This is a genomic window from Candidatus Palauibacter irciniicola, from assembly GCF_965208695.1.
GTDB lineage: Bacteria > Gemmatimonadota > Gemmatimonadetes > Palauibacterales > Palauibacteraceae > Palauibacter > Palauibacter irciniicola.
This window is the reverse complement of sequence record NZ_OZ242352.1, coordinates 3,236,062-3,253,726: the sequence shown is the minus strand read 5'-3', so window position 1 is coordinate 3,253,726 and position 17,665 is coordinate 3,236,062. Positions and strand designations below refer to the sequence as shown.

Genomic DNA, 17,665 nt, shown 5'->3' with positions numbered 1-17,665 from the left:
GCTGGTCGAGGTGGCGCGCTAGTCGAGGTCGGCGAGCCTCTCGAAGTGGTTCGCGCGCCGGTACGCCCACTCCGCGGCGTTCGGATCTCCGTGCAACTCCTCCGAGATTCCGTGGGTGAAGTGCGCCAGGAAGTACGCGGTGGGGATGTTCGACCTCGTGGACGGATCCGGCCACTCGTCCCAGGCCAGGATGTCGTCGACGAGGAACACGTCGTTCAGCAGGTCCCCGGTGCGGGCCCGGTCGTGCCACGTCGGTAGTCCCGAGCCCCGGAGGTACTCGCTCAGGTCGACGAGCGACCCGGATTCCTCGAGCGGCCCGTCCACGAGCTTGAAGGCGAGCCCCTGCCGGACGAGGTGCGGCTGCAGTCCCCACTTGCCGTACACGGGCGAGGCGGTCGCCGCGAAGTAGACCGGCCGGTCGCCCAGCGCCTGCCGGGCGATCTGGAGCACGCGGAGTTCGGCCGGAGAAAAGACGTCGCCTTCCCGCAGCGGGCCCGCGATCCAGTCCGAGAGCCGATAGGTCGAGTCCTCCGGGATGAGCTGTCCCTGCGAGAGGGCATCGATCCCGGTATCGGACGGAGGGATCGCCGAACGCGTCGGCGGCGTCACGTCCAGTTCCGCGTACAGATCCGCCGCTGTCTCCGGATCGAACGACCGCTGGCACACGATCGTCGTGGGAGAATCCTCCGGGGACTCTCCCGGCTCGCACGGCTTCGTGAGCCGCCGCAACTGCTTGTGGTACCAGTTCGTCCCGAGGTACGACTGGACGATGACCGTCACGTCGCGCCGGAGTCCTTCCACCTCCTGCAGATACCAGAGGGGGAAGGTGTCGTTGTCGCCGTACGTGAACAGGACGGCGTACGGTTCGACGGACTGCAGCATGTTGTACGCCAGGTTGCGGGCGGCGCGGTCCCCGGTCCGGTCGGCCTGGCCGAAGTTGAAGAAGAAGGGGATGAGACCGAGCGCGAGAAGCGCCGCCGCCTTCCGGTGCCGGGGGCCGAACCCCGCCGGCAACCGGTCCGGGCCGCGCGCGGGGGCCGACGCCGTCCACCGTCCCCACAGCGCGGCGAGCCCCAGCCCGGCGTAGATCCCCCACAACTGGAAGCCGATGATGAAGAAGTAGTCCCGTTCGCGGACCTCGTGGGCCGCAAGGCTCGGCGCCTCCTCCCAGTACATCGAGTAGCCGTAGCGGAAGTTGAGGTAGTAGACGAGCAGCAGCGTGACGGTGAAGAGGAGCGTGCCCGCGTAGACGAACGTCTTCCGGTCCCTCCGCACGTGGGTCCAGAGGCCGACCAGCGCGAAGAAGAGGAAGAGGACGCTCGCGGCGAGCCGGCCGCCCGGCGGCAGCGACCTCGCCCACTGCCAGTCGAAGTACTGCCAGTAGTTCGCCATCTGGGCGGACAGCGGCGCCTGGCGCTGGGTGATCGGCGTCGGCGCGTACTGGTCGCGGATCAGCGACAGGGCGAGCGGTTCGCACGCCACGGCGAGCTTGCTCTGTCCATGGGCGTCGGTGATCCGCCGCGGGGTGACGGCCGAGACGAGCGAGGGACACTCCGGGTCCGCCTCGTCGATGATCGGGTTCTGCGCCGAGCGGATGGGGACGAAGAGGAACTGCATGGAGTAGCCCACGGCGAGCAGCGCGACGGCGGGCCCCAGGACGCGCGGGTTCAGGACGGCCCGCCACCGGTGCAGCAGCACGAACGCGGCCAGCGCCAGCGCCGGCAGCATCGACATGGTGTGGTTCGCCCACCCCAGCCCCAGGACCAGCGCCATGAGCACAAGGAGGCGGTTCCCGCGCACCGTGTCCGCCTGCTCCATCCAGACCATCGCCAGGTAGCTCACGAGGGCCACGACGAACATCGAGAGGGGATAGACCTTCTCGTTGAGGTTCGACTGGGTCCACACGGTGAAGGCCGTGGCCCCGATCCACACGGCGGCGACCGCGGCGACGAGCACCTCGTGCCGGTTCTCGCGGAAGCGCCCGACCATGCGGACGACCGCCAGGAACCAGAAGAAGCTCGCCCCGGCGGAGAGCGTGGCGCCGAGCGCGTTGATCCGCAGCGCGACGGGGAGGCCGGTGAACCCCGTCAGGAGGTCCCACGCGCGGCCGACGGTCACGAAGAGCGGATTCCCCGGCGGGTGCGGGAGTCCGAGAATGTGCGCCGTCGTCACGTACTCCGACGCGTCCCAGAAACCGACCGTCGGCGCCAGCGTCAGGAGATAGAGCGCCCAGACGGCGAGCGCCGTCAGCAACGCCCAGACCCGCAGCGTCAGCGGGCCGACCTTTTCCTGTTCTATCCCGCTCACCGGGCCGCCCTCAGTTCCCGGGCACGCCGAGGCCGGCGAGCCGCCCGAAGCCGTCCGCGCGCTGCGTACGCCTCGTCGGCGGCTTCCGGGTCGCCGAGGTGCTCCTCCGTCCATGCCCTGCAGGTAGTACGCGAGGTAGTACTGGGCGGGAATGCTCGACTGCGTGGACGGCTCGGGCCACTCCTCCCATTCCAGCACATCTTCGACCTCGAACACCTCCCACAGCAGTTCCGCCGTGCGGGCCCGGTCGTTCCACGTCGGCGAGATCGTGTTCGGCATGTACTCGCGCAGGTTCACGAGATCGCCCGTCTCTTCCAGCGGCTCATTGACGAGCTTGAAGGCGAGCCCGTGGCGGACGAGGTGCGGCTGCAATCCCCACTTCCCGTACACCGGCGGGGCGGTGGCCGCGAAGTAGACCGGCCGGTCCCCGAGCGACTGCTGCATGATGTGGAACACGAGGATGTCGGGGTACAGAATCGAGTCTCCGCCGCGCACGGCCGCCGTCACCGCGCTCGAGACCTGGAACGCCGTGTCCCGGGCGACCGCGATCCCCGGCGCGAGCCCGTCGATCTGCGCGTCGCTGAGGGCGATGATCGAGCGCGTCGGGGCCGGCGCCGCCGCGTCCATGTACGGGCTCGCCGCGTTATCCCCTTCGAAGGGCCGCTGGCACACGATGGTCGTCGGGGAGTCCGCCGCCGACACCCCCGGCTCGCAGGGGGTCGTCAGCGACCGCAACTGCTTCGGATACCAGTCCGTCCCGAGATAGGAGTGGACGATGACGGTCACGTCGCGCCGAATCCCCTCCACCTCCTGCAGGTACCAGAGCGGGAAGGTGTCGTTGTCCCCGTTCGTGAACAGCACGGCGTACGGCTCGACCGACTGCAGGATGTTGTACGCCCAGTCGCGGGCCGCGGTGTCCTCCGACCGGTCCGCGCGCGCGAAGTTGAAGAAGAAGGGGACGAACGCGACGGCAAGGATCGGCGCCGCCTTCCGATGCCGTGCGCCGAACCCGGACGGGCGCTCCCGCGGCAGACGCGTCCGTTCCGGGGGCACCGCGCTACTCTGCGGGGCCTGGGCCGTCCAGTTGCCCCACAGGGCGACGAGCCCCAGCCCGGCGTAGATCCCCCATAACTGGAAGCCGATGATGTAGAAGTAGTCGCGCTCCCGGACCTCGTGCAGGAGGATGTTCGGCACCTCCTCCAGGTACAGCGAGTAGCCGTACTTGAAGTTGAGATAGAAGACGAGCAGGAGCGTGACGGTGAAGAAGAGCGTCCCCGCGTAGACGAAGGTCTTCCGATCGCTCTTGAAGTGGGTCCAGAGACCGACGAGGGCGAGGAAGAGGAAGAGCATGCTCGCGGCGACCCGGCCGGCCGGCGGCAGCGAGCGCGCCCACTGCCAGTCGAAGTACTGCCAGTAGTTCGCGTACTGGGCGGACAGCGGAGCCTGGCGCTGCGTGATCGGCCCCGGGCCGTACTGGTCGCGGATCAGCGACAGCGCGAGCGGCTCGCACGCGACCGAGAACTTGGTGTTCCCGAAACGGTCCTCGATCACCTTCGGCGTGACCGCCGAGACGAGCGAGGCACACTCCGGGTCCGCCTCGTCGATGATCGGGTTCTGCGCCGACCGGATGGGGACGAAGAGGAGCTGCACGGAGTAGCCGACCGCGAAGAGCGCCACGCCGAGTCCGAGGACGCGGGGGTTCAGCGCCGCGCGCCAGCGGTGGAGGAGCACGAACAACGCCAGCGCCGGGCCCGGCAGCAGCGACATGGTGTGGTTCGACCAGCCCAGCCCGAGCAGGAGCGCGATCAGCACGAGCAGCCGGTTCCCGCGCGCCGAATCCGCCTCGTCCACCCAGAGCATCGTCAGGTAGCTCACGAGCGAGACGACGAAGAGCGAGAGCGTGTAGACCTTCTCGTTCAGATTCGACTGGGTCCACACGGTGAAGGCCGTGGCCCCGATCCACACCGCGACCATCGAGGCCACGAGGATCTCGTGCCGGTTCTCCCGGAAGTGCGCGACCATGCGCGCCACGGCGAGGAAGGAGAAGAAGCTCGCCCCGGCCGAGAGCGTCGCGCTGAGGATGTTGATGCGGAGCGCGACCGGGAGCCCCGTGAACTCGAGGAGCATGGTCCACACGCGCCCGACGAGGACGAACCCCGGATTCCCCGGCGGGTGCGGCAGCCCGAGGATGTGCGCCGTCGTCACGTACTCCGACGTGTCCCAGAAACCGGTCGTCGGCGCGATCGTCAGCAGATAGAGGGCCCAGACGGCGAGGGCCGTCACGAGCCCCCACAGACGTAGCGTCAGCGGACCGATCTTCTCGCGCTCGATGCCGTTCATCACGCCGGTATTACGCCGCTCCGTTCCCGAGGTTCTCGTGGCGCGCCGAAACTAGCCCCCGCCCCGGGAGCGAGCCGCAGCGCAGGTTACGGGATTCGGGTGAAGCGGACGCGGGCGGCGCGCCGGACGTCGAGGGAGTCGCGCGTCGTGCCGTAGAGTTCCGTCTCGGTGGCCCAGGCGGGATACGCGAGGTGTTCGACGCGGCGCGGCCAGCGGTATCGGGCCTCCAGCGTGCCCTCGTGGTAGACGTCGGCCTCGCGCATCTCATCTCCGTCGATCCCCGTCTTCTCCACCCACAGCCGGCCGGCGCGGTCGAAGAAGAGTTCGGCCAGGACCGGCTTGCGGTCGGGAACCCCGAACGGGTGGTCGCGCAGGTCGAACCTCTCCTTCTCCTGGTCGATGCGCGCCTGGGCGCGACGGCGCTCACCCGGACTCAACTCGGGTCCCTGCAGCGGCGCCTCGATCGTCGACGTGCCCCCGTCGGGGTGGTGGAGCGTGACCGCGTACGCGGAATTGACCGCCGTGGCCCACCGGCCACCCGGCCCGTGCCCGTGAATCCACAGCGGACCGAAGGGCTGGTAGAGGTAGAACGTGGCGGCCTGCTCTCCTATTCGGATGTCGACCGGGCTGAAGCCGGTGGCCTGCTCCTCGGCCGTCGCCATCGGGACCGTGTCCACGGCCATGCCCGGACCCAGATGGAAGCGCGTGAGCCGGGTTTCGCCGGCCGCCGTGCCGAGGTCCACGAGGCGGCCCTTCGCGTCGAAGGTGACCGGAGCGACCAGATTGAAGGAGGCGTTGACGCTCCTGAGGCTGCGGACATACTCCGCCCCGTCGTCGCCGAGCCTGAACGCGCTGTAGCGGGCGCTCTCCCGCACCCACAGCAGGCCATCGGGCCCGAACGTCATGCAGCAGGGGTTCGTCAGCTCGCCGGGACCGTCCCCCTGACCTCCCAGACGGAAGGCGAAGCGCCCGTCCGCCTCGAACACCCGCACCTCGTGCGTCTGGTAGTCCGCGACGATCACCCTCCCGCGGTCGTCCGCCACCACGGAGCCGATGGTCGTGAACAGGTAGGGATCTTCTCCCTCCACCTCGCCGATCTCCAGGTCGATCACCCCCTCGAAGACCGCGACCTCGGGAGGTGGAGCGGGGGGTTCATCCGCGCACGCGGCGACGCCCGCGAGCAGCGCGATCGCGACCGGGATTGCGCGCTTCACGAGCCGGAGCGGTCGAGGGGCCAGGACTCGACGTACTCGATGCCGAGTTCGTCATCCCGCGAGCCGAGGATGTAGTCCTCGCCGATCTCCTCGACGGAGAAGCTCCCCGGCATCTCCACGAGCCCGAGGAGGCGACCGTCCGGATCGAACACGGTCCATAGCCGGTGCCGCTCTCCCGGCAGCCGGTATTCCCGGACCCAGAGGTATCCCAGCCGGTCGACGTGCACAGAGGCGAAGGCGGGGAAGGCCTCGACGAGCGGCATGTCGCCTACCGCGTCCAGCGCCTCGGGACGGTCGGGGTTCTGCCGGGCGACGTAGTCGCGCAGGTCGCCCCGGGTCGGCGCGCGGGCCTCGTGGTCGCGGCGGACGATCCTCGCGAGCGACCCATCGGGCCGGTACGCGCGGATCTCGTACCGGTCGTTGGTGGTTATGACGACCAGATCCGCCCAGACGAGCGGGTACGCATTGCGACTGAAGGGATAGGGGCGGGGAAAAGGCGATCCGTCGACCGTGTTGACCATGTACAGTTCCGATCCGGGGTACGCGCCCAGGTCCCGCTGCACGCTCCCGTCCGCTCGGAGGATGCCGTACTCCACATCCGGCCGGATGATCTCCGAGGTGCCCGGCTCACCGCGCTCGAACGTCGTGAGCGTGGCGGCGAAGACGCTCCCGTCGGGCAGCGGTCCGACGACCGACGGGTAGCCGCCCTCCGGCCTGAGAGCGCGACCGAACGTTCCATCCATGGAGAAGATGGAGATCCGGCCGCTGAACGGGTCCCTGGCCATCAGCGAGTCGCCCGGCCACGGCTTCAACCCCTGCGGCGCCATGGCTCCGAATTCGCCGGGACCGTCGCCCTGGCCACCCCACGACGCGAGGTGGACGCCGTTCGCGTCGTACACGCGGAGTTCGCCGGTCCCCGCGTTGGCAACCACGATCCGTCCGTCCGAGAGGCGCATCGCGCCGCCGACGCGGAAGAGTTCGTAGGCAGGGTCACCCTCCGCCGTCCCGATCGACACGGTGGCCTCGAGACCAACCCGCCACCCCAGCCGCGAGTCGAGCGGAGGCCGCTGGTTTTCGACGATCGTAACCCCGGCACTGTCACGCACCGTGCTTTGCAGGCCGCCACCGTCGCCGCCGCCGCCGCACGCCGCAGAGAGGGAGCCGAGGATGAGCGCGGGCGTGGCCCGCAGCGTCCGCATCGTTCGCGCCATTCGGATTGTCATGACGTGTCCAGGGAAGGAAGGCGGGGTCGGTTCAGCCGCACCGAACCGGAGACACGATCAACGACGCCTTGGTTGCGCGGATACCAGCTCGTACACGGCGACGCTCATGATGTCGAGGTTGTCGCGGAGGACGCCGAGGAGGAGGTCTTCGGTCACGTCGAGGATTCGGAACCGGGGCGGGGTCTCGACCTGTCCCAGCCACTCGCCGTCGGGGGAGATGATGGTGTAGGGGGAGCCCTCTTCGGGGTAGGCGGGGCGGTAGGAGGGCAGCCATACGTTGCCGTCGGCGTCGGCGAAGGGGGTGCCGAAGAACGGGACCGGCTGGCCGATCATGGCGCGGTACGCGGCCATGTCTTCCTGGATGATATCCTCGCGCCGGGCTTCGGACCCTACCTGATTTCTGCGGTAGAGCATCCGCATGTAGGTCTCGCCGTGCTCCAGGAGTTCCTCGGCCAGCAGGTTGGGCCCGGGTCGCCAGCGCACGATCTGGGATATCGTGCCGTCGGGCAGACGCCAGGTGATCTCGGGCCGGTCGGATCGGGTGTAGACGAACCGCCCTGCGGCGACCGTGACCTCGCCCATGGGCCGGATGATCGGGGACTCCTCCCCCGACCGCTGACTCGGGAAGTGGTCGTACGACGCGACGGTGTCGAGGGCGCCGGTTTCGATATCGAACAGGGTCATGTGCCCGGCGAGCCACTCGGTGTCGATGTCGATCCAGAGACTGGCGGGGTGTCGGTTCCAGAGCAGCAGTTCGCCCGATGAGCCGATCCCGGCCACGCCGAAGTGCCCCGCCCGGGGGAGGCTCGAAATGCGCGCGACCGAGTCGCCGACGAAGAGCGTGAGGCGGGACAGACGATCATCGGGTACGAGGACGCTGTCCTGGCCCAGGACGAACACCGCGTGGGGGGAGATGACTTCGCCCGGCCCCTCTCCAGCGGTGGCGAGCACCTCGTGCGTCGTGCCGTCCGGACTCAGGACGACCATGCCGCTGTACCAGGCGACGACCGCGCCTCCATCCGGCAGGAGCCGGCCGGCGTCGACGAACTGGAATTCGTAGTCGCCCGGATTCGCCCCGTGCCGGTACCGCGGTTCCGCCGCGAGGGCGAAGGGCGCCTCGCCCTCCGGCTGGCCGGCGTACTCGACGATCCGCACGCCGGCGCTGTCCCGGACCTGGACCCCGATGTCGTCGGCGGGCCCGGGGTCTCCCCCGCAGGCGGCGAGGACCGCCGCCAGGATCGGTATGCGGCTCAGCGTCTGTACGCGGCGCGACGGCTGTGTGCGGCGCTTCACCGGGCGAAGGGCAGGTCTGCGATGTCGTACCAGTCGAGGGCTCGATCGGGAATGCCGTCGCCGTCGTCCGGACCGGCCTGCCGGTCCACCAGCACGACCAGCGTCGAGCCCAGGAGGTCGAAGGCCCGGAGCCGGTCCCTGACCCGCACCGAGCCGAGGTAGGCGGCATCCTCGTACACGTCCAGCCAGGACCATTCGTGCTGGTCGCGCTGGGTGGCGATCCAGTAGCGGTTGGCAGCGTCGAACACCTGCTCGCCCGTGCGCAGGTAGTAGTTCTTCGGAGTGGCGCGGTAGCGCTCCAACGCCTCGTCGGTGGCGGGGGTGCGCGGGAGACCCTGCGACCGGTTCAAGGCCAGGAGTTCCTCTTCCGTCCGGGCCACGTCCTGCTCGTTCGGGAGTTCCGGGACGTACAGCGGCGCGCGGAGCACCGTTGCTTCACCGGTGCCGCCGACGAAGATCAGATGCCCTTCGCAGGCCACGAACGCCCAGCCCCCGGCCGGGTCCGGGATGCCGTGGATAACTTGCCCGCACTCGATGTCCCACGGCCCGGGCGGCGACTCTTCCTGCCCCACGACCTCCCCGGAGGCGAGGTCCACGTCGTACCGGGTCATCAGCGATCCGGACATCCGGCCGAGCATCACCATGTAGTCCAGCGCCACGCCTGAAATCGCGGTGCCGAACGACTGGAAGGGCTGGAACACCTCCGGCAGCATCACATCCGACACCCAAGCGCCCGATGGCTCGAAGACCGTGAAGCGGCCCAGGTCGGAATCCACCACACCGACGGTTCCCGCCTCCCCGCGTGAGAGATACGCGGGATCGATGAACTCGCCGGGGCCCTCGCCCTCGCGCCCGAAGACTCCGACGACGCCGCCTTCCCTCGTCACGCAGCGCACCTGCCCCTCGTAGGAATCGATGACGCAGGCCGTGCGCTCGTCCGCGAGCAGCGCGACTTCTTCGCTTTCGCTCAGCGGCACGGCCGCCGTGCTGATGAGTTCGGGCGTGAAAGCACCCGGCCCCCCGGCATCGCGCGGACCGCAGGCGGCGACCAAGGCGCAGACGGCGATAAGAGCCAGGAGCGGAAGGCACGTACCGGCACGGAACCACTGACGCATGACGCTCTCCCCCGGATCGGTTCAGTCTTGCCGAATCGGGGACACGGTCAGCGGCGGCTTTGGTTGCGCGTCAGTCCGGCTGGCCGTGGATCCATGCGGCCCAGGCCTCGACATCCGTGCCGAAGTCCTCGCCGCTGATGGCCTCGAGGAAGGCGATGGCCGGCGCGCGCGTGCCGCGGTGTTCGGCTCCCGCGTAGGCGAGCAGGAGATCGGGGCGCTCCCGCGCCAGCCGCCGGCCGAACTCGGGTGCGACGCCCGTCGCGAGGAGGACCCGGAGCGTCGTGGCGAACTGCCACGGCCTCGTCCCGCCGAAGATCGCCAGCAGAGGCTCTTCCGCCGGAGTCCAGTCCACCGGGCGCAGCGAGTCGTCGGAGGCGGTCAGCCCCCGGAGCACGCCGCCGGCCATTCCGCCGACCCGGTCCACCGGGTCCGTCGCGGCAAGGACCAGCGCGTGCCACGTCGCGTCGCGATCCACGAAGTTGCTGAGCACGAGCGTGGCGACCTCGCGTGTCTGCCACGAGGAGTCTCTCGCAAGAAGCTCGCGGGCGAGGCGGTCGTCGCGCCTCCGGTCCACGCGGTCGAGCAGGCTCCAGACCTGCGCCAGGTCTCCGGCGTCGATTCCCATCATCCATTCGGCCACCTCGGCGGTGCGATCGGCATCGCCCCGTGCGTAGAGCACCTGAGCTGCCCTGCTCAGCAGCCCGGGGTTCTCCTCCGCGAAGGCCTTCAGGCTCTCCAGGGCCTCCGGCAGGACGAGGGTGTCGCTGCCGATCGTGCGAGGGCGGACGCGGGTGGCGTCTTCGACGCCGACCACGACCGTGTAGACCTCGTCGGACCCCATGGTGCGGTACGACATGGCGGCCGCGTCGGCGAATCCGAGGTCGCGCTCCATTACGGCTGCGCAGGCGTGGAACGGCAGGTCGGGAGCCAGTTCCTGAATCGCGTCGAAGAGTTCGCGCGCGGTCCACTCCTTCAACCCGACGAACTCGACGGGTCCGTCGGGCCCTTCGATCACCTGGCCGACGCTCGGGGCCGCCGTCGCGGCGAGGAGCAGGATCAAGCCGGGCACCGCGCGCGCGAACTTCATGGGGACTCCTTGGCTGTGTCCTATCCGGGTCGCCTGGGCACCGTATCGGTGACCGTAGGAGGCAGTGTATCGGCGGCCGGGGGGGTCAGCAATTCGAGGAGGAAGTCCACCGCCTCTTCGGATCCCGTGCGGCCGAGCCAGTAGATGCCGCGTTCCCGCACCTCGTGGTCCGGTTCGTTGCGGATCAGTTCCATCAGGACCCGAGGGGCTTCGGAGTCGGCATCGGCCCGTTCGAAGATGGCGTAGATGGCCTGCATCTTCAGGAAGGGCTCCGAAATCTCTCCGTAGAGGTCGGCGAGGTACGCCACCGTCACCGTCGGGTGACCCGCCCACGCGGTGAAGGCTTCCTCGCGCACGTCTTCGGACTCCTCCGCGTCGAAGGCGACGGAGCGCGCCCAGGCGGCGGTTTCCATGTCCTCTTCTTCGCGCACCTTTCGTTGCACGGCCCAGAACAAGGTCTCCTTGAGGTCATCCGAGTCGAGTCGTTCGTAGATCGGAATGAAGGCGGCGGCTTGCACGTCATCCCGACGGCCCACCGCTCTGATCGCCGCGTGGCGGATGGTCTCCGACTTGGAATCATCGAGGGCCGCGTTGACGAGCGCATTCACGGCGCCGTTGCGGAGGCCGTACTGCATCCAGGCGGCACCGGTCGTCGTTCCCTCGTACGAACTCCTGCGGAGGCCTTCGATCGCATCGCTCTGCATGGCGTAGTCGTCCGAGTCCTCGAGCGTCTGCTTGAGCACCTGGTACGCATCCCAGGAGCTGAAACGCCACATCTCCTGCAGCGCGTGCCTGCGGACGGACCTCTCCGAATGAGTCTCGAAGATGCCGCGGAGAACGTTCTCGGCTTCCCGGGTTCCCTGTCTCGCGACGAATTGGACCGCCTCCTCGTGCAGCCGCGGCGAACACTCGTCGTCACGGGCCAGGACATCGCGAAGCACCTGCATCCGGTTGATCTCGTTCTCGTAGCGCATGACCGCTTCGAGCGCCGCCAACTGCACCGACACGTCGTCGCACGTCCCCCGCTCCTGCGACGCGGCGCGCAGGGCCTCCTGGTACTCCGCCCGCTGCCAGTCGACCTGCAGCAGATCGACGTCCGAGGCCAGCCGCGCGTAGTCCGCCACCTGCCGCTCGAAGTCGGTGATGCTCTCCGAAGACTCCGCCAACCGCTGGAGGTAGTCCTGTGGGTCGCCCGCCTCCTCCGCGTCCTGTGGGTCCCTGGGTCCGGCTCGCCCTGTGCGGCGGCCAGCGAATCGGCGGCCACCGAGTCCGGCACAGTCGTCAGGTCGGCCACTCGTACGGGAAGCGTGACGATGCGGTCCCCCACCTGCATGGGCATCACGCGAAAGCCGTCGGTCGTGGCGGCGACATCGAGGGTCTCCTCCGCCTCGCGCAGCAGCCGCTCCGCGTCGCCGGCGTCGCCCTGAGACGCGAGCTGGCTCCGGATCTCGAAGTCCAGGGCCCGCGCGTCGTGGTACAGCCGCCCGGCCTCCCTGCCAATGCGAGGCTCGGCTTGGCGCGCCTCGGGAAACCCGACCATCAGGATTTCGAGCAGCAACCGCGCCTCGGCCAGGTCGCCGAGGCGATAGCGGGCGAACGCCTCCCAGTAGTAGGAATCGGGCTCGAACCGGGGCGTCACGAGCGCGGATTCGGTCCGCACCGCCTGGAAGAGCGCCACCGCGCGTTCGAACTCCTCCGCGTTGATGGCGCGGCGCGCCTCGAGGAAGCGCGCCACCTCTTCCTGCTGGACGGTCTGCGCGGCAAGGGTCTCCGCCCCGAGCACGCGCAGCGCGTCGCGCGCGGGCGCGGCGTCCACGATCGTGAGGCCGGCCAGCAGCAGCCCGGTCCACGTCAGGTGTCTTACGCGATTATTCATGTCATGCCTCCGTACGGTTCCATTCACGTGCCGCTTGCGGACCGAAGCCGCAGCAACGTCCCCTGCCGCTCCACGCTCTCGCGGGCCAGGTCGCGCTCGAAGTCCGGGGCGTCCGGGCCGAGGCGCGCGATCTGCACGAGGACGAGTTCGAGATCCTGCAGCAGCGCGCGCTCCCGCTGGCCTTCCGCGGCGGGCGTGCTGAGCAGCGAACGGGTCTCGACCAGGAACTCGCGCGCCCACCTGGCCAGGTCGCGCTGCGATTCGTCGGTTCCGATGTCCGTGCGGAACGCGACGAGCAGGGCCTGGGTCCGGTCCAGATGACGGGAGATCCGGGACATGTCGTATTCGTCGGCGGCGTCTCGGACCGGCGGGTCCGCCGCGGGCCGGGACGGCGTCACGGCCGGGACCGGATCGGCGGCCGGCGGCGGATCGGCCGCGGCGAACTGCCGGGTCGTCTCCAGCGGCTCCTCGACGACGGAAAGCGCCAGCGCCTGCTCGGCGGCCGTCGGCGCGAGGGGCCCGGAATCGGTCGCGGCGACGGACATCGGCGTCGCCGTCACCGGTGTCGCCGTGGTCGGTGTCGTCGTCGTCGCGGCGACCGTTTCCGGCTCGGCGGGCACCGGCAGCTGTGCGCCCCGGTCGAGCGCCACGGCCAGCGCAACCGAAGCCGCGGCGGCGCCCGTCAGCCACACGGTCGTCCGGCCGGGTCGCCGCCCGAGCGTCCGGGCCACGATCAGCCGCAGCGGGCCGCGAGTCGCCGTGCGCGCGCCGGGGTCCTCCGGCTGCCGCGCGACCCACTCCGCCTCGATGCGTTCCCACATCGCCTCGCGCGGCGCGGACGGCGGGTCGTGGTAGCCCAGCACATCGAACGGGCGATCGACGGCACCGCCGACGCCGGCCACCGCGCCGGTCATGTCCACCATCCCGGGAGAGTCGGAGTCGGGCACCGGCGGCGCCTCGAGCCGCGCCTCGATCCCGGCCCACATCGCCTCGACCGGGGGCTCCGGCGGGTCGTGGTAGTCGGCCGCCTCCCGGCGGACGAACCGGGCAAAGCGGCTCACGTCGTCCATGCGATCCTTCAGCATGCCCATTCTCCCGCGAAATCCGCGAGCTTCTCCCGGAGGCGGCTGCGCGCCCGGAAGAGTTGCGACTTCGATGTCCCGGCCTTGATGCCGAGCATCGTCCCGATCTCCTCGTGCGTGTAGCCCTCGAGGTCGTGCAGCAGGAAGACGGTGCGATAGCCGGCGGGAAGCTCGTCGATGGCGCGGTGCAGCCGCTCCTTCACGTCGGGCTCGAGGCCGCTCAGGCCGCGGGTGGAGCGCAGGTCCTCGTGCAGCGCGGTCTCGCGGCTGCGAAAGCGCTTCACCTTGCGGAGCCCGTTCAGCGACACCGTCGTGGCGATCGATCCCAGCCACGTCCCGAACGCGGCTTCGCCGCGAAACGTGTCGATCTTCGTGAACGCCCGCACGAACGTCTCCTGCGTGAAGTCCTGGGCGAGGTGGTCCTCGCCCGCGAACCGGTAGCAGATCCGGAACACCCGGTCGACGTGCGCGTCGTACAACGCGCGCGCCGCGTCCTGGTCTCCGTCCCTGAGCCGCTGAATGAGTTGCGGTTCCGTCACCGTGCCGGGGTCTCCGGGTACACGTCGGTTCTTCCGCTTCTTCTGCTTCTGAATCGGTGACACAGGCAACCGGGGATTGGTTGCGCGGGGATCGGGCGGATCCGGGGGACGACCGGGCCGCGGCGGGGCTGCGCCGCGGCCGGTCGACCGGTGGCGGGGTTCCGGGAGCGGTCGAGGCTCCCGGTCAGGCGCCGAGCGCGCTAGGCGACGGCGACCGCCGCGCCCTCCAGCACCTCGGCGATGTTCTCCAGCGCCCATTCCAGGCTCGCCTTCTCGATCGTGAGCGGAGGCGCGAACCGGATCACCTGCTCGTGCGTCTCCTTGGCGAGGATCCCGCGCGCCTGCAGCGCCTCGCAGAACGGACGCGCCGATCCCGACTCGTCCCGCACGACCACGCCGATGAACAGGCCGCGCCCGCGCACGTGGTCCACGTGCCGCGAGTCGATCGCCTCCAGTTCTCCCTTGAACCAGGAGCCCAGCTCGTTCGAGCGGCCCGGCAGGTCCTCGTCCCGAATCACGTCCAGCGCCGCCATCCCCACGGCCGCGCCGAGCGGGTTCCCGCCGAACGTCGAGCCGTGGTCTCCCGGATGGAAGACGTCCATGATCCCGGAGTTGGCGAGGATCCCGGAGACGGGGAACACGCCCCCGCCGAGCGCCTTCCCGACGATCATGATATCGCCGCGGTCGGCCTCCCAGTCGGCGCAGAACAGCTTGCCGGTCCGCCCCAGGCCCGTCTGGATCTCGTCGTTGATCATGAGGACGTCGTTCGTCCGGCAGATGTCCAGCGCCCGCGCGTAGAAGCCGTCGGGCGGCACCACGACGCCCGCCTCTCCCTGGATGGGCTCGACGAGGAAGCCGACGGTGTTGGGCGTGATCGCCGCCTCGAGCGCGTCCGTGTCGCCGTAGGGAATCGGCACGAAGCCCGGCGTGAACGGACCGAACCCGAACGTGGATCCCTCATCCGAGGAAAAGCCCACGATGGTCGTCGTCCGGCCGTGGAAGTTCTGCTCGCAGACGATGATCTCGGCCCGGTCCTCGGCCACGCCCTTCACGGTGTAGCCCCACTTGCGGGCCGCCTTGATCGCGGTCTCCACGCCCTCGGCGCCGGTGTTCATCGGCAGCGCGCGCTCGAACCCCGTCATCTCGCAAAGCTTCTGGAGGAACGGGCCCATGCGATCATTGTGGAAGGCACGCGACGTGAGCGTGAGATTCTCCGCCTGCGCGCGCAGCGCCTCGATGATGCGGGGGTGACGGTGTCCCTGGTTCACCGCGGAATAGGCGCTCAGCATGTCCAGATACCGGCGGCCCTCCACGTCCCACACCCACTCGCCCTCGCCGCGCTCGAGCACGACGGGAAGCGGGTGGTAGTTGTGCGCGCTCCACTTGTCGACCTGAGAGATGTAATCGCTGGTGTTCATCGCTTCCTCATTGGGCTGCCGAGCAATCCTCGGCCCGCGGTTGGACCTGAACCCCGTCGGGGGACGGGAACTGTTCTCGCCGGATCGAGCCGGACCTGAGAGAGTAGACGAAAAGCCTACGCCCGACAAGGTGATCCGGGCGCGTGTCCCCGTCGGTCCCCGTCCCCCCCGGGGGCTGCTACCTTGGGCGGATGAGCGACGCCTCCGTCATCCCCGACTTTGCCGAATTCTCCCGCCTCGCCGAGCCCGGGCGGATGGTGCCCGTGGCCCTCGAAATCCCGTTCGACCTCGACACGCCGGTCACGGCGTTCTCGAAGCTCCGGCGGGGGCCGTTCTCCTTCCTGCTCGAGTCGGTTGAGGGCGGTGAGCGCTGGGCGCGATTCAGCTTCCTCGGCTCGGAGCCCCGGGAAGCCTGGCGACTCGACGGGCCGGAGATCCGGCGGTGGACGCCGGGCGCGGGCTGGGGAGAGCCCGAAGCTACGAGCGATCCCTTCGGCGCCTTCGAGGCCTGGATCACCCGCTACGAACCGGTCGAAGTCACTGCCCTGCCGCGGTTCTGGGGCGGCGCGGTCGGCTTCTTCGGCTACGACACGGTGCGCTGGCTCGAGCACCTGCCGGGGGCGCCGCCCGACGACCTCGGCGTGCCCGACGCCTGCTTCATGTCGACGGAGCACATGCTCATCATCGACAACCTCTATTCGCGGGCCATCGCCGTGGCGGCCGTGCCGGTCACGCCCGGCGACGATCCGGCCGAACTGTACGGGGACGCCGCGGACCGGCTCGCCGACTGGGTGCGCGGCCTGCAAGACCCGCACGGGCTGGGGCCGCTCGGCAACGGTGCGGCAGGGGCGCCGGAGGTGGCCGGAAACCGCTCGCGGGACGACTACGAGGCGGCCGTCGAGCGGATCCGCGAGTACATCGTGGCGGGCGACGCGTACCAGGTCGTGGTCTCGCAGCGCGCCGGCGCCCGTTACGACGGAGATCCTCTCGAGCTCTACCGCGCGCTCCGGCGCAGCAACCCGTCGCCCTACCTCTTCTTCATCGAACTGGACGGCATGCGCCTCATCGGCTCCTCCCCGGAGACGCTGGTCCGGGTCGAAGACGGGATCGTGACCGTGCGCCCGATCGCCGGGACGCGGCCGCGCGGGGCCACGCCGTCCGAGGACGATCAGCACGCGCGCGACCTGCTCGCCGACGAGAAGGAGCGGGCGGAACACCTCATGCTGGTCGATCTCGGCCGCAACGATGTGAGCCGCGTCGCGCGTCCCGGCTCCGTCGAGGTGTCGCGCTTCATGGAGATCGAGCGCTACAGCCACGTGATGCACCTCGTGAGCGAGGTGGCGGGATCGCTGAGGGAGGGAGCCGACGCCGTCGACGCGTTCAAGGCCTGCTTCCCCGCCGGCACTCTCACCGGCGCGCCGAAGGTGCGCGCGATGGAGATCCTGGACGAACTCGAGCCGACCCGCCGCGGACCGTACGGCGGAGCGGCCGGCTACGTCGGGTACGGCGCGACGAGCCTCGACATGGCCATCGTGATCCGCACGCTGCTCGCCGTCGGCGACCGCGTGTACGCGCAGGCGGGCGCGGGAATCGTCTACGACTCCGAACCCGCGCGCGAATGGGAAGAGACCCGCCACAAGGCCCGCGTCCTCCTCGAGGCCCTCACCAAGGTCTAGCTAGAGGCCGGCGAGGCGTTCTTCGCGGGCGACGATGGCGTCGATGAGGTCGGCGTATTCCTTGGCGTAGGCGAGCGCTTCCTCCAGCGCCTCCGTCCTGGTCCCGGCGAAGCGCTGGCCCACGGCGGCGCTCATCGCCCGACCGGGTCCGGCCGCCGCCGCGACCTCCCATACCTCCGGCCCGCCGCGCAAGGCCGCCCGCCGGCCCGCCCGGGTCTCCCGGAACTCGATCTGCGGGAATCTCTGCAGCGCGAGCCACTCCAGGAGGATGTTCCTGAGTCCCTCCGAAGGGGTCCATTGCTGCTCGAGGAACACGCGTTCGAGTTCCGACTCGACATCGCGGGAGACGCGCGTGCAGAGAGGGCGGGGCAGAGGCATGTATACATGGTATACCATCGTTTGGAGATATGCCAGCCCGGACCGAATCCGCGACGCGGCCGCAGACCCCGGTGTCACCCTTTTTCCGTTCGTGGCGTCTACGGGTGTATGGCGGGG

Annotated in this window: 12 protein-coding genes; 1 reads left to right on the top strand and 11 read right to left on the bottom strand. The window is 69.7% G+C overall.

Going from position 1 to position 17,665, the window contains the following annotated elements:
- Nucleotides 1-18: 18 nt before the first annotated feature.
- The 10 genes from ACOGI9_RS14035 to rocD form a co-directional block, all read right to left on the bottom strand.
- Nucleotides 19-4,647, bottom strand: a complete 4,629-nt coding sequence (locus tag ACOGI9_RS14035; RefSeq protein ID WP_419859301.1) for a DUF2723 domain-containing protein — start codon at nt 4,645-4,647, stop codon at nt 19-21.
- A gap of 86 nt (nt 4,648-4,733) precedes the next feature.
- On the bottom strand, nt 4,734-5,861 hold the full coding sequence (locus tag ACOGI9_RS14030; protein ID WP_419857732.1) for a 6-bladed beta-propeller: 1,128 nt from the start codon (nt 5,859-5,861) through the stop codon (nt 4,734-4,736).
- Complete coding sequence (locus ACOGI9_RS14025) at nt 5,858-7,084, bottom strand: hypothetical protein (RefSeq protein WP_419857731.1); 1,227 nt, start codon at nt 7,082-7,084, stop codon at nt 5,858-5,860. The genes ACOGI9_RS14030 and ACOGI9_RS14025 overlap by 4 nt, the downstream gene beginning before the upstream one ends.
- Nucleotides 7,085-7,141: 57 nt before the next feature.
- Nucleotides 7,142-8,377 (bottom strand): hypothetical protein, encoded by a 1,236-nt coding sequence (locus ACOGI9_RS14020; protein ID WP_419857730.1) that lies wholly within the window; start codon nt 8,375-8,377, stop codon nt 7,142-7,144.
- Entirely contained in the window at nt 8,374-9,492 is a 1,119-nt protein-coding gene (locus ACOGI9_RS14015) for a hypothetical protein (protein ID WP_419857729.1), read from the bottom strand. The genes ACOGI9_RS14020 and ACOGI9_RS14015 overlap by 4 nt, the downstream gene beginning before the upstream one ends.
- Before the next feature lie 70 nt (nt 9,493-9,562).
- Entirely contained in the window at nt 9,563-10,579 is a 1,017-nt protein-coding gene (locus tag ACOGI9_RS14010; protein ID WP_419857728.1) for a hypothetical protein, read from the bottom strand.
- A gap of 20 nt (nt 10,580-10,599) precedes the next feature.
- Nucleotides 10,600-11,745, bottom strand: coding sequence for a HEAT repeat domain-containing protein (locus ACOGI9_RS14005; RefSeq protein WP_419857727.1), 1,146 nt, complete (start codon nt 11,743-11,745; stop codon nt 10,600-10,602).
- A gap of 733 nt (nt 11,746-12,478) precedes the next feature.
- Nucleotides 12,479-13,540, bottom strand: coding sequence for a hypothetical protein (locus tag ACOGI9_RS14000; protein ID WP_419857726.1), 1,062 nt, complete (start codon nt 13,538-13,540; stop codon nt 12,479-12,481).
- Nucleotides 13,534-14,076 (bottom strand): RNA polymerase sigma factor, encoded by a 543-nt coding sequence (locus ACOGI9_RS13995; RefSeq protein ID WP_419857725.1) that lies wholly within the window; start codon nt 14,074-14,076, stop codon nt 13,534-13,536. Before ACOGI9_RS13995 ends, ACOGI9_RS14000 begins: the two co-directional genes overlap by 7 nt.
- A 200-nt stretch (nt 14,077-14,276) precedes the next feature.
- On the bottom strand, nt 14,277-15,494 hold the full coding sequence (gene rocD, locus ACOGI9_RS13990; RefSeq protein WP_419857724.1) for an ornithine--oxo-acid transaminase: 1,218 nt from the start codon (nt 15,492-15,494) through the stop codon (nt 14,277-14,279).
- A 191-nt stretch (nt 15,495-15,685) separates the two neighbouring features.
- On the opposite strand from rocD, the gene ACOGI9_RS13985 reads away from it, so the two are divergent.
- The gene (locus tag ACOGI9_RS13985) at nt 15,686-17,170 is read left to right on the top strand and encodes an anthranilate synthase component I family protein (protein ID WP_419857723.1); all 1,485 of its coding nucleotides are present in this window, start codon (nt 15,686-15,688) and stop codon (nt 17,168-17,170) included.
- Here the strand turns inward: ACOGI9_RS13985 and ACOGI9_RS13980 are convergent, their stop codons facing one another.
- Nucleotides 17,171-17,548, bottom strand: coding sequence for a hypothetical protein (locus ACOGI9_RS13980; RefSeq protein WP_419857722.1), 378 nt, complete (start codon nt 17,546-17,548; stop codon nt 17,171-17,173).
- Between the last annotated feature and the right edge of the window lie 117 nt (nt 17,549-17,665).